We start from the raw sequence: 14,243 nt of genomic DNA on the forward strand, positions 1-14,243 counted from the left end.
CGCTATGCGCCGCTATCCGGGTTTGACCACGATGGCTTTTTACTTGCTGTGCCAGTACGCCTGCGAGCGCACCAGCTGCTGATCGATGCTCTCATCCTCAAAGCGCGCCAGCAGCGATTTCACCACCGCGCCTTCGCCGGTCAGCCAGATGAAATAATCCTCCGCCGGCACCTTCACCTGCGCCAGACGCTCGGCGACGAACGCCGGATGGTGGCCCACCACCCACTCGATGTTAAAGCCGTCGAGATCCGCCAGATAATCTTTATATGACGCATCGGCGATAGTGACGATGGCGGTCACCTGCGGCGTCACCGCCAGCTGACGCAAACCCAGCAGACGACGACGCAGCGCCGGCATACCAGACTCATCGCAGACATACAGTTGCCAGGCGTAATCCTCCGGCACCACCAGCGAGCCGCGCGGACCGCCGATCACCAGCTTATCGCCCGCTTTTGCCTCCAGCGCCCAGCGGCTGGCGATTCCGCCGTCGTGGATAAAGAAGTCGTACGCCAGCTCATGGCGTTCGGCATCGTACAGCGGCGTATAGTCGCGGGTAGCAGGCCGCACGCCCTCGCCCCAGTCAATCCCCTCCTCGGTCACCTGCGGCGGGGCAAACGCCGCGCCCGGCTCCGGGAAGAAAAGCTTGGTGTGGTCGTCAAAGCCGCGGGAAACGAAACCTTCCAGCGCCTCGCCTCCCAGCACGATGCGCTGGAAGGCCGCGCCTGCGCGCTCCACGCGCAGCACCGTCAGCTCACGGAAACGCAGCTCATTGCGGACACGCTGCGGGTACTTGTCTGCTTTGGTTTTTGTCATCATCGATCGCCTTCGTGAACAGTAAATAGATATATCTAAACTCGATGCAAATGATAATGATTGCCATCTAAAAAGAATGCAAGTCTTTTTTTGATATAGTCAAAACAAACCGCATTAAAATACCACCATCAAAAATAAACAGATAAATATCAACAAATTAAAAAATAAATCACAACCAGCATTGCGATAATTCATTTTTTAGATATAAATTAGATATATCAAAATATAGCAGGAGGTAACCATGCGACATCATCATGAAGACGGGCGTGGGCCGCGCGGGCGCCACGGTGACCCCAGCGAACACGGCGACCATGGCCGTCGCGGCGGCGGACGTCGCCAGCGTTTCTTTGGCCACGGCGAACTGCGGCTGATTATTCTGGACATCCTCAGCCGCAGCGCCAGCCACGGCTATGAGCTGATCAAAGAGATCGAAACCCTCACCCAGGGGAACTACAGTCCCAGCCCGGGGGTGATCTACCCGACGCTGGATCTGCTCCAGGACCAGGGTCTCATCAGCGTGGAAGACGACAACGGACGCAAAAAAATCGTCATCAGCGAAGAGGGGAAACAGCTGCACGCGGAGAACCAGGAGCATCTGTCCCATATCCAGGAGCGTCTGCAGGCGCGGATGGTCGGCTGCGAGCTGCGCCGCGATCCGCAGATGAAGCGCGCGCTGGAGAATTTCAAAGCGGTCCTCGACCTGAAAGTGAACCAGCAGGCCAGCAGCGCCGCCCAGCTCAAGCAGATCATCGGCATTATCGACCGGGCGGCGATGGAGATCTCCCAGCTCGACTAAGCCTCCTTTCTCACCATCAGCTGCCCCGCGCTGGGGCAGCCCGCACCACGACGGATCGTGCCGCTCAACGCCGCAAGGCAGAAAATCTCGTCAACTCAGGAATAAAACGTGCCAATAATGGCGCCATGAGATTAAATTTTACACATTTCGTCTTTTACTTTGCATTTATCCCGATTTTCACCGCTTCTGCCGAACTGGCGTAATCCCTGCAATACTTAATCCAGTATCGTGTGATACGTCCGCCCCAGGAGCACATTTTGAACAGGTTACCTTCCAGCGCATCGGCTCTGGCCTGCAGCGCACACGCACTGAATCTCATTGAAAAGCGCACGCTTGACCATGAGGAAATGAAAGCACTTAACCAGGAGGTCAGAGAATACTTTAAAGAGCATGTGAATCCGGGGTTTTTAGAGTATCGAAAATCGGTCACAGCCGGCGGGGATTACGGAGCCGTAGAGTGGCAAGCGGGAGGGTTAAATACGCTTGTCGACACCCAGGGACAGGAGTTTATCGACTGCCTTGGCGGGTTTGGCATCTTCAATGTAGGGCACCGTAATCCAGTTGTGGTATCCGCCGTCGAGAATCAACTCGCGAAACAACCGCTTCACAGTCAGGAACTGCTGGATCCGCTACGCGCGATGCTGGCGAAAACCCTGGCGGCCTTAACACCCGGCAAACTGAAGTACAGCTTCTTCTGCAACAGCGGTACCGAATCGGTAGAGGCGGCCATCAAGCTGGCGAAAGCCTATCAGTCGCCGCGCGGTAAATTCACCTTCATCGCCACCAGCGGCGCCTTCCACGGCAAATCGCTGGGCGCGCTGTCGGCCACCGCCAAGTCGACTTTCCGCAAACCGTTTATGCCGCTGCTGCCGGGCTTCCGCCATGTGCCGTTCGGCGATATCAACGCCATGCGCACCATGCTGAGCGAGTGCAAGAAAACCGGCGACGACGTCGCGGCGGTGATCCTTGAGCCGATTCAGGGCGAAGGGGGCGTGATCCTGCCGCCGACGGGGTATTTGCCGGCGGTGCGTAAGCTGTGCGACGAGTTTGGCGCCCTGCTGATCCTCGACGAAGTGCAGACCGGCATGGGCCGCACTGGCAAGATGTTCGCCTGCGAGCATGAGAACGTTCAGCCCGACATTCTGTGTCTGGCGAAAGCGCTCGGCGGCGGCGTGATGCCGATCGGCGCGACGGTGGCGACGGAAGAGGTCTTCTCGGTGCTGTTCGACAACCCGTTCCTGCACACCACGACCTTCGGCGGCAACCCGCTGGCCTGTGCGGCGGCGCTGGCGACCATCAACGTGCTGTTGACACAAAACCTGCCGGCGCAGGCGGCGCAGAAAGGCGATATGCTGCTGGACGGTTTCCGCCTGCTGGCGCAGGAGTATCCCGACCTGGTGAATGAAGTACGCGGGAAAGGCATGCTGATGGCCATCGAGTTTGTCGATAACGAGATTGGCTACGACTTTGCCAGCGAGATGTTCAGACAGCGGGTGCTGGTCGCCGGGACGTTAAATAACGCCAAGACGATCCGCGTTGAACCGCCGCTGACCCTCACCCTTGAGCAGTGCGAGCAGGTGCTGAAGGCGGCGCGTAAGGCGCTGGCGGCCCTGCGCGTCTCGGTTGAAGAGGCGTAATAAACTGCCCCTCCCCCCGGTCCTCTCCCAATGGAAGAGGACCGGGATTATCTTCTGCTCTGGATTTCCCTCACACCTGCGGTAGCAGGCCGATAAAGCTGCGCTTCTGCCGCGGCTGCGACATCATCTCTTCCAGCTTTTCGACGCAGGCTAAATAGTGCGGGGTCTTCTTATGCGCCAGCACCGCCTCATCGTCTTTATAGGCTTCGTAGATAAAAAAGCGGGTCTTTACCTCCGGATCCTGCAGAACATCAAAGCGCAGGTTGCCCGGCTCCCGCAACGCGCCTTCGTGGTTGGCGCGGAACACCTCGAGAAACTCATCCACCCGCTCGGGTTTGATATTGATCTCCACCAGCGTCACATTCATTTCCGCTCCCCCTGTTTCTCTTCCTGCCAGAACTGGTACGCTTCGCGCGCGTTCAGATTCTCATGCACCACCTTTTTCACCGCCTTCAGCATTGCGCGCGGGGCGCTGGACTGGAAGATATTGCGCCCCATATCCACCCCGGACGCCCCCTGGTCGATCGCCCGCCAGCACATCTCCAGCGCCTCATGCTCCGGCAGCTTTTTCCCCCCGGCGATGACGATCGGCACCGGGCAGCTGGCGGTCACTTTTTCAAAGCCTTCCTCAACGAAATAGGTCTTCACAAACTGCGCCCCCATTTCGGCGGCAATCCGGCTGGCCAGCGAGAAGTAGCGCGCATCGCGGGTCATCTCTTTGCCGACGCCGGTCACCGCCAGTACCGGCATACCGTAGCGGTTGCCGGCGTCAACCAGTTTGATGATGTTGTTGATCGACTGATGCTCGTATTGGCTGCCGATATAGACCTGCGCCGCCACTGCGCAGACGTTCAGGCGCAGCGCATCTTCCATCGCCACCGCCACGCACTCGTTGGAAAGTTCGCTGAGGATCGAGTTGCCGCCGGAGGCGCGCAGCACCACCGGTTTGTTGGTCGCGGCCGGCACCTGACTGCGCAGTACGCCGCGGGTGCACATCAGCACGTCGGTCTCCTCGAACAGCGGCGCAATCGACAGATCGATGCGCTCCAGCCCGGTGGTGGGTCCCTGGAAGTAACCGTGATCGAAGGCCAGCATGACCGTGCGGTTGCTGTGCGGATTAAAAATGCGCGCCAGCCGCGACTGCATGCCCCAGTCCAGCGAGCCGCAGCCTTTCAGGGTATACAGCGTGTTCTGCTGCGGGCGGTCGAGGCCGAAGTCCTTGCCCTCTTTGATATCGTCTAAATCAGCCATCTCATCCTCCGTCAGAAGTCGTAGTTATTGATGTTCTCTTTGCTGAACACCACGCGCTCCGGCAGCAGCACGATACCGTTGCCCTTCGCCTCATACTGGTAGCCCTGCACGCTGTTCGGTTCGACCTTCAGCGAGCCGATATCTTTCACCTCAACGCTGTCGCCGACGTTAAGATCGCCCTTTTTCAGCAGACGATCGGCGACGTTAACCGCAATTTTGCCCTGCTGAACCACATCCCACAGGCCAAAGGCTTTCACCGTGCCGCGCTCCACGTACGGGCGCATCACGTTGGGGGTACTAAAGCCGACGATCGCCACGCCCTGGCGCTTGAGGTTTTCCGCCGCCTGCGCCGCCGCCGGCAGGGCATTGGCATCCGGCGCGATAATGGCGTCAAGATCGGGATACGCTTTTAAGATCCCCTCGGCGGTTTGCAGCGATTTGGTGGCATCGTTATAGCCGAACTGGGTGGTGACGATTTGCCACTGCGGATGTTCTTTTTCGATTTTGGCTTTGGCTTCCTTCACCCACTGGTTCTGGTCGGTCACCGTCGGGCTGGAGTAGAAAAACGCCACTTTGGCAGCGGGCCTGGTCACCTGCTTTTCCGCCATCTCCACCAGCAGGCCGCCGAGCTGCTGCGGGGTGCCCTGATTGATATAGATGCTGCGGCACTCCGGTTTGGTATCGGAATCCCAGGTCAGGACCTTCACCCCGCGCTGCATCGCCCGCTTCAGCGCCGGACACAGGCCGTCCGGCGAGACGGCGGAGACGATAATCGCGTTGTAGCCCTGGTTGACGAAGTTGTTGATCAGCTGCACCTGGCCGGAGACGCTGGGCTCGGTGGGGCCGTCATAGGTGACATCCACGCCCAGCGCTTTCCCCGCCTCTTTCGCGCCGTTGCCGCCGCTGGTAAAGAAGCCCACGCCGACCAGCTTAGGTATAAAGGCGATGCGGTCCGCCGCCTGGGCGGTTGCCACGCTTAACGCCAGCGCCAGGACGCTCGTCTGGAGGATTCGTTTGGTTTTCATCGTATGTTTATGCTCCGATTGTTTTACGCGAGAAAAGACGCCGCCAGGTCGCGCGCACCCATTCACGGTGCAGGCTCAGCGAACGCCCCATCACCACCACAACCAACAGCGCCCCTGACAGCGCGCTCGACACCTGGTTGGGGATGCCGACCATCTGTAAACCCTGTTGCAGATACCCCACCAGCAATGCCGCCAGCGCGGTACCCAGTATCGATCCCGAGCCGCCGTAAATATTGGCCCCGCCGAGCACCGCCGCGGTCAGCGCCGGCATCAGCAGATCACGGCCTAAATCCGAACGCGCCGAGCCAAAATAGGAGACCATCACCAGCGCCGCCACTGCCGACGCCACGCCCACCAGGCCATACAGCACATATGGGATGCCGTTGACCGACAGCGCGGCATAGCGGGCGGCGCGCGGGTTTTGCCCGAGTAAAAAAAGATGGCGGCCAAAGCGCCCGCGATGGGCCAGCAGCCAGAAGAGAAAGGTGATAACCGCGAACAGCACCAGCGGCAGCGGCAGCCCGCCCAGGGTTAAATTGGCGAAGGCGGTGAAGCTGTCGGGAAAGCCGCCGATCCCTTCATAGCCGGTGGCGCCGGCCATGCCGGAAAGCAGCAGCGCGCCGCCGCCGTACAGATACAGCGTCCCGAGGGTGATCACCAGCGGGCTGATGCCGGTGTAGTGGATCAGCGCGGCGTTGATTAACCCGCACAGCAGCCCCAGCAGCAACGTCAGCGACACCGCCAGCCACAGCGGCCAGCCCGCCTGGGTCATCACCCCGAGGGCGATGGCGCACAGGCCGATGGTCGAGCCCAGCGAAATATCGATCCCGCCGCTGATGATCACCAGCGTCAGCGGCAGCGCGACGATGCCGATGCAGATAAAGTCGCTGGTGCTAAAGAGCAGCATATTGAGATCCAGCATGCGCGGATTCAGCGCGCCGAACAGCAGGATTTCCACGACTAACAACGCCAGCAGCGCGCTTTCCCAGTTAAGCTTCAGCTTCATTTACGCCACCTCTTTGCTTTTGCGTTCGGGAAAGCGGGCTACCTGTTTGCCCCCTTTGTTGCCGGGCTGGAAACGGCTGTACTTCAGCGCCCGCTGATGGCGGGTCAGCGCCTGGCGCAGGCGGCCATCAAGGACCAGCACCCCGAGCAGGACCAGGCCGGCGATAAAGTCATTCCACCAGGCGGGAAGGCGGAACAGCACCAGCACGGTGTCGATTTGGGTGAGGAAGAAGGCGCCGAGAAACGCGCCGAGCAGGGTGCCGGTGCCGCCGAGCAGCGAAATCCCGCCCAGCACGCAGGCGGCGATGGCTTTCATCTCCAGGCCGCTGCCGGTCTGATTGGGCACAAAGCCAATCTGCGCGGCGAAGACGATCCCGGCGCAGGCCGCCAGCATACCGTTGAGGGTAAAGGCCAGCATCCGCGTGCGGTTGACCGCCACGCCCAGCTGGCGGGCAGCGGCGAGGTTATCGCCAACGGCATAGAAATCACGCCCGGAGGCGGTGCGCGACAGCAGCCATGCGCCCGCCAGCAGCAGCGCCAGCACCAGCCAGCCCAGCGGCGAGACGCCGATAAACAGCGGCTCCGAGAGCGATTTCAGGCTATCGGGCAAGCCTTCGATCCATTTCCCGCCGGTCCACAGCAACATCACCCCGCGATACAACCCCAGCGTGCCGAGGGTGGCGACGATCGCCGGAATGCGCAGCCCCACCACCAGCAGGCCGTTAAAAGCCCCGGCCAGCGCGCCAATCGCCAGCGCGAAGGCGATCGCCGTCGCCAGCCCGTAGCCGTTGTTCAGCGCCACCCCAACGGCGATGGCGCTCAGGCCAACGGTGGAGCCCACCGACACGTCGATATTGCGGGTCAGCATCACCAGCGTTGCCCCCAGCGCCAGCAGGCACAGGATTTGCGAGCTGGCGAAAATCATCGCCAGCGTCTGCAGGCTGAAATAGGCCGGATTGAGCGCCACCAGCACGGCAAACAGCGCCACGATGGCGAAGAAGGCGCTCAGTTCGCGATTCTTGAGTAACGTTTTCATGCCTGCCCTCCAAAGGCCAGGGTCATCATGCGATCGACGGTCACCGCCTGCCGCGTCAGCTCGCCGCTGTAGCGGCCCTGATGCATCACCAACACCCGGTCGGCCAGGCCAACGAACTCATCCAGATCGCTGGAGATCATCAGCACCGCCACATTTTGCGCGGCAACGCTTTTCAGCAACTGATAGATATCGGCGCGGGCGGAGACATCCACGCCGCGCGTCGGTTCATCGACAATCAACAGCAGCGGGTTAGCCTCCAGACAGCGCGCCAGCAGCACCTTCTGCTGGTTGCCGCCGGAGAGGGTACGCACCGGCTGATCGCCATCGGCCAGCTTGATCCCCAGCGCCCGGTGATAGCGTTCGACCACCGCCGCCTCCCGTTTCCCCTGCTGCCACCACGACGGCTGATTGAACATTACCGTGTTCCAGCGCACCGGCGCATCGAGAAACAGCCCGGAGACCTGGCGGTCTTCGGGCAGATAGACCAGCCCGCTGCCCAGCCTGGCGCGGGTGCTCTCCTGACTAATCTCGCGGTTCTCCAGCCAGATCCGCCCGGCGCGCGGCGGACGCAGGCCGTATAAGGTTTCGGCAAATTCGGTGCGCCCGGATCCCACCAGCCCGGCGAGGCCGACGATCTCCCCGGCGCGGATCTCCAGACTGAGATCGATAAAACCTTCGCCAGTGAGATCCTCCACCCGCAGAACGGGAAAATCCTGCGCCTGGGTGCGGCGGTTGCCCGGCAGCGCCAGCCACAGCTTTTGCGTGTCGCTCAGCGCATGGTCGCGGCTGGCCGGCGTCATGGCGCTGATAAGCTGCTGGTCGCCGTAGCCCGCCGTTTCGCCGCTGAGCACTACCGCCCCATCGCGCATCACCGACACATGGCTGGCAAGCTGGCGGATTTCCGGCAGTTTGTGCGAGATAAAGACGATCCCCACGCCGAGCCCCTGCAATGCCCGGATCTGCTGAAACAGCCTTTCCGTTTCGCCCGGCGTTAAAGAGGCGGTGGGTTCATCAAGGATCAGGATCCGCGCCTCGCGCATCAGGCCGCGCAGGATCTCGACCATCTGTTGATCGGCTACCTCAAGCGTGCTGGCGCTGGCGTCCAGGTTGATCTGGCAGTTCAGCTGCTGCAGTTTTTCCTGCAGCCGCGCGGCGGTATCCGCCCGCTTCGGCAGACGAAAGAGAATGTTCTCGCGCACGCTGAGGTTGGGAAACAGCATCGGCTCCTGCGGCACCAGATAGATGCCCAGCTGGTGGGCCAGCGCCGGGTTAAGGCGCGCAAACGCGCGTTCGCCGATCGTCAGTTCACCGCTATCCGGGGTTTCGACGCCGGCGATGATCTTCATCAGCGTCGATTTACCCGCGCCGTTGCCCCCCATCAGCGCATGCACCTGGCCCGCGCATAGCGTAAAGTCGATGCCCTTCAGCACGGCAACGCCGGAGAATTGTTTGCGGATCTGGCGAGCTTCAAGCAGTGGCTTCATCGTCGCGCCTCGTTTGAACAAATGATTTTTAAATTTAATAATGTTCAAAAGCGTAGACGGTGAACTATATTTACAACCGTGCGAAGATCACAGTTTGGCGCTTTAGATCGTCAGGAAAAAAGGGGCCAGAGAGGAAAGATCCGTTTTGCCAGTCGGCTCACACTTTCTGGCCGCGCAATAGCGAACATATGATCTAAATTTTTATAAGAGTTCAATTTATGAGCGAAAAACGCATTACGGAAGACCATCGCTACGCCGGGCTGGCGTTAGCCGAGGAAGAGCTGGTGGCGCGGGTGGCGTGGTGTTACTACCACGACGGCCTGACGCAAAACGACATCGGCGAGCGTTTGGGGCTGCCGCGGCTGAAGATTTCCCGCCTGCTGGAGAAGGGTCGCCAGTCCGGGGTGATCCGCGTGCAGATCAACTCGCGCTATGAAGGCTGTCTGGCGCTGGAAAGCGAACTCCAGCAGCGCTTTGGCCTCAAGATTGCTCGCGTGCTGCCGGCGCTCAACACCCCGCCGATGAATACCCGGCTGGGGATAGGCGCGGCGCAGTCGCTGATGGGGATTCTGCAACCGGGACAGCTGCTGGCGGTCGGCTTCGGCGAAGCCACCATGAGCTGCCTGCAGCATCTCAGCGGCTTTATCGGCTCGCAGCAGGTGCGGCTGGTGACCCTCTCCGGCGGCGTCGGCCCCTATATGACCGGCATCGGTCAGCTGGATGCCGCCTGCAGCGTGAGCATTATTCCGGCGCCGCTGCGGGTCTCGTCGGCGGAGGTCGCCGAAATCCTGCGCCGCGAATCCAGCGTACGCGATGTGATGCTGGCGGCGACGGCGGCGGACGCGGCGGTGGTTGGCATTGGCGCTATCGATCAGCGGCGCGACGCGACCATTCTGCGCTCCGGCTATATCAGCGAGGGCGAACAGCTGATGTACGCCCGCAAAGGGGCGGTCGGCGACATTTTAGGTTATTTCCTGCAGGCCGACGGCCGGCCGGTAGAGGGGCTGGAGATCCATCGGGAACTGCTCGGCGTGACCCTGGATGAGCTGGCGCAGCTGCCGACCATCGTCGGCGTCGCCGGGGGAGAACAAAAAGCGCAGGCGATTCATGCCGCTCTGATTGGCAAGCGGATTAATGGCCTGGTAACGGAAGAGACAACAGCACGCGCGGTGCTCGCGCTGGCCTCCTGAAGGCCCGGCGCCGCGCGACAACAGCGAGGCGCATGTCATGAGTTACCTGTTAGCGTTAGATGCCGGGACCGGCAGCATTCGGGCGGTCATTTTCGATCTCAATGGCCGCCAGCTGGCGGTGGGCCAGGCCGAATGGAAACACCTGAGCGTCGATAACGTCCCCGGCTCGATGGAGTTCGACCTTACCACCAACTGGCAGCTGGCCTGCCAGTGCATTCGCCAGGCGCTCGACGCCGCCCGGCTCTCTCCCGCCGATATTCAGTCCGTCGCCTGCTGTTCGATGCGCGAAGGGATCGTCCTCTATGACCGCAACGGCGAGGCCATCTGGGCCTGCGCCAACGTTGATGCCCGCGCCAGCCGCGAAGTCGCGGAGCTTAAAGAGATCCACGACTATCGTTTTGAATCCGAGGTGTACGAGGTCTCCGGGCAAACGCTGGCGCTCAGCGCGATGCCGCGCCTGCTGTGGCTGGCGCACCATCGGCCCGATATCTACCGCAAGGCGGCGACCATCACCATGATCAGCGACTGGCTGGCGGCGAAGCTTTCCGGCGAGCTGGCGGTCGACCCGTCAAACGCGGGCACCACCGGCATGCTCGATCTGTTCAGCCGCGACTGGCGTCCGGCGCTGCTGGATATGGCCGGGCTGCGCGCCGATATGCTGTCGCCGGTGAAAGAGACCGGCACGCTGCTGGGCGCCGTCACCGAAGCGGCGGCCCAGCAGAGCGGCCTGCGCGCCGGGACGCCGGTGGTGATGGGCGGCGGCGACGTGCAGCTCGGCTGCCTGGGGCTCGGGGTGGTGCGCGCCGGACAAAGCGCAGTGCTCGGCGGCACCTTCTGGCAGCAGGTGGTGAATCTACCGCAGGTGCGCACCGACCCGCAGATGAATATTCGCGTTAACCCTCACGTCATTCCCGGCATGGCGCAGGCGGAGTCCATCAGCTTTTTTACCGGCCTGACCATGCGCTGGTTCCGCGACGCCTTCTGCGCTGAAGAAAAGCTGATTGCCGAGCGCCTCGGCGTCGATGCCTATTCGCTGCTGGAGGAGATGGCCAGCCGCGTACCCGCCGGTTCCCACGGCGTGATGCCTATTTTTTCCGACGCCATGCACTTTAAGCAGTGGTACCACGCCGCGCCGTCGTTTATTAACCTCTCCATCGATCCGGAGAAGTGCAATAAAGCCACTCTGTTCCGCGCCCTGGAGGAGAACGCGGCGATTGTCTCCGCCTGCAACCTGGCGCAGATATCGCAGTTTTCCGGGGTGACTTTCGATAGCCTGGTGTTTGCCGGCGGCGGCTCGAAGGGAGCGCTGTGGAGCCAGATCCTCAGCGACGTCACCGGCCTGCCGGTGCGGGTGCCGGTGGTCCGCGAAGCCACCGCCCTCGGCTGCGCCATCGCCGCCGGCGCTGGCGCCGGGCTGTACGGCGACATGGCCAGCGCCGGAGAAAAGTTAGTGAGCTGGCACCGCGAGTTCACCCCTAATCCGCAGCATCGCGAGCTGTATCAGGAGATGATGAGTAAATGGCAGTCGGTATATGCCGATCAGCTTGGTCTTGTCGATAGCGGGCTGACAACGTCGATGTGGCAGGCGCCGGGCCTCGAACGCCGCCAGCGCGCTGTGTCTTCCCCCTCACCCTAATCCTCTCCCGGCGGGAGAGGGAACCGTTCGGCGCGAAGCCTGATTTTCAGTGCCCGCTCGCCCCTCTCCCTTTGGGAGAGGACCGGGGTGAGGGGCAACGCTTCGCCGTTCTTTGAATCCCATCACAATCACCGCACTCCCCTTTTCCCTTTTTCTCCACGACGGCTAAATTAGTAACTCATCCGACCACATAACAATAATTTTACATTGGAAGCCATTATGAGCCGCTATCCGTCGCTTTTCGCCCCGCTTGAGCTGGGCTTCACCACCCTCAAAAACCGCGTGTTGATGGGCTCCATGCATACCGGTCTGGAAGAACTGCCCGACGGCGCGCAACGGTTAGCGGCCTTTTACGCCGAGCGCGCGCGACACGGCGTGGCGCTGATCGTCACCGGCGGCATCGCGCCCGCCCCGTCCGGGGTGACCATGGCCGGCGGCGCGGTACTCAACGATGTCAGCCATCTGGCGCATCATCGTCAGATCACCGACGCGGTACATCAGGAAGGCGGTAAAATCGCCCTGCAGATCCTGCACACCGGGCGCTACAGCTACCAGCCCGCGCTGGTCGCCCCCTCTCCTCTGCAGGCGCCGATTAACCGGTTCACCCCTCATGAGCTGAGCCACGACGAGATCCTCACGCTGATCGATGATTTTGCCCACTGCGCCCAGCTGGCGCGGGAAGCAGGCTATGACGGCGTGGAGGTGATGGGCTCTGAGGGCTATCTGATTAACGAATTCCTCGCCGCGCGCACTAACCAGCGCAACGATCAATGGGGCGGCGATTACACGCGCCGGATGCGTTTCGCCGTTGAAGTGGTCAAGGCCGTGCGCCAGCGCGCCGGTCACGATTTCATTATCATCTACCGTCTGTCGATGCTCGATCTGGTTAACGACGGCAGCACGCTGGCGGAAGTCACCGCGCTGGCCAAAGCCATCGAGGCGGCGGGGGCGACGATCATCAACACCGGCATCGGCTGGCACGAAGCGCGCATTCCGACTATCGCCACTCCGGTACCGCGCGGCGCCTTTAGCTGGGTCACCCGCAAACTGAAGGGCGCGGTGTCGATCCCGCTGATCACCACCAACCGCATCAACGATCCGCAGGTCGCGGAGGCGATCCTCGCCCGCGGCGATGCCGACATGGTCTCAATGGCCCGCCCGTTCCTTGCCGATGCCGAATTTATGTCGAAAGCGCAGAGCGATCGCGCCGATGAGATCAACACCTGCATCGGCTGCAACCAGGCGTGTCTCGATCGGATCTTCGTCGGCAAAGTCACCTCCTGTCTGGTCAACCCGCGCGCCTGCCATGAAACCCTGATGCCGGTCCTGCCTGCCAACGCCCCTAAGCGGCTGGCGGTGGTCGGCGCCGGGCCTGCCGGTCTGGCCTTTGCGGTTAACGCCGCCGCCCGCGGTCATCACGTCACGTTGTTCGATGCCCTCCCGGAGATCGGCGGCCAGTTTAATATCGCCAAACAGATCCCCGGCAAAGAGGAGTTTCATGAAACCCTGCGCTACTACCGTAGAATGCTCGATCTTAACGGCGTCGATCTACGTCTGAACACCCGCGTCACGGCAGACGATCTGCTGGCGTTCGATGAGACGATCCTCGCCACCGGCATCGCCCCGCGTTTGCCGGCGATCGTCGGGATCGATCATCCCAAGGTGCTCAGCTACCTGGATGTCTTACGCGATAAAGCGTCGGTTGGCGCGAAGGTGGCGATTATCGGCTGCGGCGGCATCGGCTTCGACACCGCGATGTATTTAAGCCAGTCGGGGGTGGCCACCAGCCAGGATATCGGCGAGTTCTGTCGCGAATGGGGTATCGATACCAGCCTGCGGACGGCGGGCGGGCTGCGTCCTGAAGGCCCGCAGCTGAGTCAAAGCCCGCGACAGATTGTGATGCTGCAGCGCAAGGCGAGCAAACCGGGCGACGGGCTCGGCAAAACCACCGGCTGGATCCACCGCGCCACGCTGCTGGCGCGCGGCGTGAAAATGATCCCGGCGGTCAGCTATGAGAAGATCGATGATGAGGGATTACACGTGACGATCGGCGGCGAGCGCCAGCTGCTGGCGGTGGATCATGTCGTGATCTGCGCCGGTCAGGAGCCGCGCCGTGAACTGGCGGATCCGCTGCGCGCGGCGGGAAAAACGGTGCATTTGATCGGCGGCTGCGACGTGGCGGCGGAGCTGGATGCGCGCCGGGCGATTGCCCAGGGCACGAAGCTGGCCCTGGCGATTTAGCCGTGTCCCGGGGGCGGCGCGATGCGCCTTCCCCGGGCTACCACGATAATCCCGAACGGTAGCCCGGCTAAAGCGACAGTCGGTAGCCCGGCTAAGGCGACAGTCGGTAGCCCGGCTAAGGCGACAGTC

At 61.8% G+C, this 14,243-nt stretch carries 12 protein-coding genes; 5 read left to right on the forward strand and 7 right to left on the reverse strand.

Features of this window, described 5'->3' with window-relative positions:
• Nucleotides 1-39: 39 nt before the first annotated feature.
• A complete protein-coding gene (locus ABLU95_RS04450; protein ID WP_023291069.1) occupies nucleotides 40-816 on the reverse strand; it encodes a siderophore-interacting protein in 777 nt (258 codons plus the stop codon).
• A 238-nt stretch (nucleotides 817-1,054) separates the two neighbouring features.
• Here ABLU95_RS04450 and ABLU95_RS04455 point away from each other — a divergent pair, with 238 nt between their 5' ends.
• Both ABLU95_RS04455 and ygjG read left to right on the forward strand, forming a co-directional pair.
• The gene (locus ABLU95_RS04455) at nucleotides 1,055-1,609 is read left to right on the forward strand and encodes a PadR family transcriptional regulator (RefSeq protein ID WP_032454146.1); all 555 of its coding nucleotides are present in this window, start codon (nucleotides 1,055-1,057) and stop codon (nucleotides 1,607-1,609) included.
• 257 nt (nucleotides 1,610-1,866) lie between these two features.
• Entirely contained in the window at nucleotides 1,867-3,246 is a 1,380-nt protein-coding gene (ygjG, locus tag ABLU95_RS04460; protein WP_023291071.1) for a putrescine aminotransferase, read from the forward strand.
• 70 nt (nucleotides 3,247-3,316) lie between these two features.
• Here the strand turns inward: ygjG and lsrG are convergent, their stop codons facing one another.
• From lsrG to lsrA, 6 genes are read right to left on the reverse strand one after another with little or no spacing between them, the layout of a single operon-like run.
• On the reverse strand, nucleotides 3,317-3,613 hold the full coding sequence (gene lsrG, locus ABLU95_RS04465) for a (4S)-4-hydroxy-5-phosphonooxypentane-2,3-dione isomerase (protein WP_004181386.1): 297 nt from the start codon (nucleotides 3,611-3,613) through the stop codon (nucleotides 3,317-3,319).
• Nucleotides 3,610-4,497 carry a 3-hydroxy-5-phosphonooxypentane-2,4-dione thiolase gene (gene lsrF / locus ABLU95_RS04470; RefSeq protein WP_023291072.1) on the reverse strand — a complete coding sequence of 296 codons (888 nt, stop codon included), beginning with the start codon at nucleotides 4,495-4,497 and terminating at the stop codon, nucleotides 3,610-3,612. The genes lsrG and lsrF overlap by 4 nt, the downstream gene beginning before the upstream one ends.
• Nucleotides 4,498-4,508: 11 nt before the next feature.
• Complete coding sequence (gene lsrB / locus ABLU95_RS04475) at nucleotides 4,509-5,522, reverse strand: autoinducer 2 ABC transporter substrate-binding protein LsrB (RefSeq protein ID WP_064155346.1); 1,014 nt, start codon at nucleotides 5,520-5,522, stop codon at nucleotides 4,509-4,511.
• Between the two features lie 7 nt (nucleotides 5,523-5,529).
• Complete coding sequence (lsrD, locus tag ABLU95_RS04480) at nucleotides 5,530-6,528, reverse strand: autoinducer 2 ABC transporter permease LsrD (RefSeq protein WP_048335373.1); 999 nt, start codon at nucleotides 6,526-6,528, stop codon at nucleotides 5,530-5,532.
• Nucleotides 6,529-7,563 carry an autoinducer 2 ABC transporter permease LsrC gene (gene lsrC / locus ABLU95_RS04485; RefSeq protein ID WP_023291075.1) on the reverse strand — a complete coding sequence of 345 codons (1,035 nt, stop codon included), beginning with the start codon at nucleotides 7,561-7,563 and terminating at the stop codon, nucleotides 6,529-6,531.
• Nucleotides 7,560-9,047, reverse strand: coding sequence for an autoinducer 2 ABC transporter ATP-binding protein LsrA (lsrA, locus tag ABLU95_RS04490; protein ID WP_087777164.1), 1,488 nt, complete (start codon nucleotides 9,045-9,047; stop codon nucleotides 7,560-7,562). Before lsrA ends, lsrC begins: the two co-directional genes overlap by 4 nt.
• 218 nt (nucleotides 9,048-9,265) lie before the next feature.
• Between lsrA and lsrR the strand changes: the two genes are divergently transcribed.
• The 3 genes from lsrR to ABLU95_RS04505 all read left to right on the forward strand — a co-directional run bounded on the left by lsrR (nucleotide 9,266) and on the right by ABLU95_RS04505 (nucleotide 14,114).
• Entirely contained in the window at nucleotides 9,266-10,237 is a 972-nt protein-coding gene (gene lsrR / locus ABLU95_RS04495) for a transcriptional regulator LsrR (RefSeq protein ID WP_004206105.1), read from the forward strand.
• A gap of 37 nt (nucleotides 10,238-10,274) precedes the next feature.
• A complete protein-coding gene (gene lsrK, locus ABLU95_RS04500) occupies nucleotides 10,275-11,873 on the forward strand; it encodes an autoinducer-2 kinase (RefSeq protein WP_023291078.1) in 1,599 nt (532 codons plus the stop codon).
• A gap of 219 nt (nucleotides 11,874-12,092) precedes the next feature.
• On the forward strand, nucleotides 12,093-14,114 hold the full coding sequence (locus tag ABLU95_RS04505; RefSeq protein WP_348878887.1) for an NADPH-dependent 2,4-dienoyl-CoA reductase: 2,022 nt from the start codon (nucleotides 12,093-12,095) through the stop codon (nucleotides 14,112-14,114).
• Nucleotides 14,115-14,243: the final 129 nt, after the last annotated feature.

The organism is Klebsiella sp. GG_Kp146, from assembly GCF_040061975.1.
In the GTDB taxonomy this organism is placed as follows: domain Bacteria; phylum Pseudomonadota; class Gammaproteobacteria; order Enterobacterales; family Enterobacteriaceae; genus Klebsiella; species Klebsiella quasipneumoniae.

What these genes read in the sequence shown, in the direction of transcription:
- lsrK (WP_023291078.1), top strand. Translation starts at nt 10,275, where the DNA reads ATGAGTTACCTGTTAGCGTTAGATGCCGGGACCGGCAGCATTCGGGCG.
- lsrG (WP_004181386.1), bottom strand. Translation starts at nt 3,613, where the DNA reads ATGAATGTGACGCTGGTGGAGATCAATATCAAACCCGAGCGGGTGGAT.
- lsrC (WP_023291075.1), bottom strand. Translation starts at nt 7,563, where the DNA reads ATGAAAACGTTACTCAAGAATCGCGAACTGAGCGCCTTCTTCGCCATC.
- lsrD (WP_048335373.1), bottom strand. Translation starts at nt 6,528, where the DNA reads ATGAAGCTGAAGCTTAACTGGGAAAGCGCGCTGCTGGCGTTGTTAGTC.
- ABLU95_RS04505 (WP_348878887.1), top strand. Translation starts at nt 12,093, where the DNA reads ATGAGCCGCTATCCGTCGCTTTTCGCCCCGCTTGAGCTGGGCTTCACC.
- lsrB (WP_064155346.1), bottom strand. Translation starts at nt 5,522, where the DNA reads ATGAAAACCAAACGAATCCTCCAGACGAGCGTCCTGGCGCTGGCGTTA.
- ABLU95_RS04450 (WP_023291069.1), bottom strand. Translation starts at nt 816, where the DNA reads ATGATGACAAAAACCAAAGCAGACAAGTACCCGCAGCGTGTCCGCAAT.
- ABLU95_RS04455 (WP_032454146.1), top strand. Translation starts at nt 1,055, where the DNA reads ATGCGACATCATCATGAAGACGGGCGTGGGCCGCGCGGGCGCCACGGT.
- lsrA (WP_087777164.1), bottom strand. Translation starts at nt 9,047, where the DNA reads ATGAAGCCACTGCTTGAAGCTCGCCAGATCCGCAAACAATTCTCCGGC.
- lsrR (WP_004206105.1), top strand. Translation starts at nt 9,266, where the DNA reads ATGAGCGAAAAACGCATTACGGAAGACCATCGCTACGCCGGGCTGGCG.
- lsrF (WP_023291072.1), bottom strand. Translation starts at nt 4,497, where the DNA reads ATGGCTGATTTAGACGATATCAAAGAGGGCAAGGACTTCGGCCTCGAC.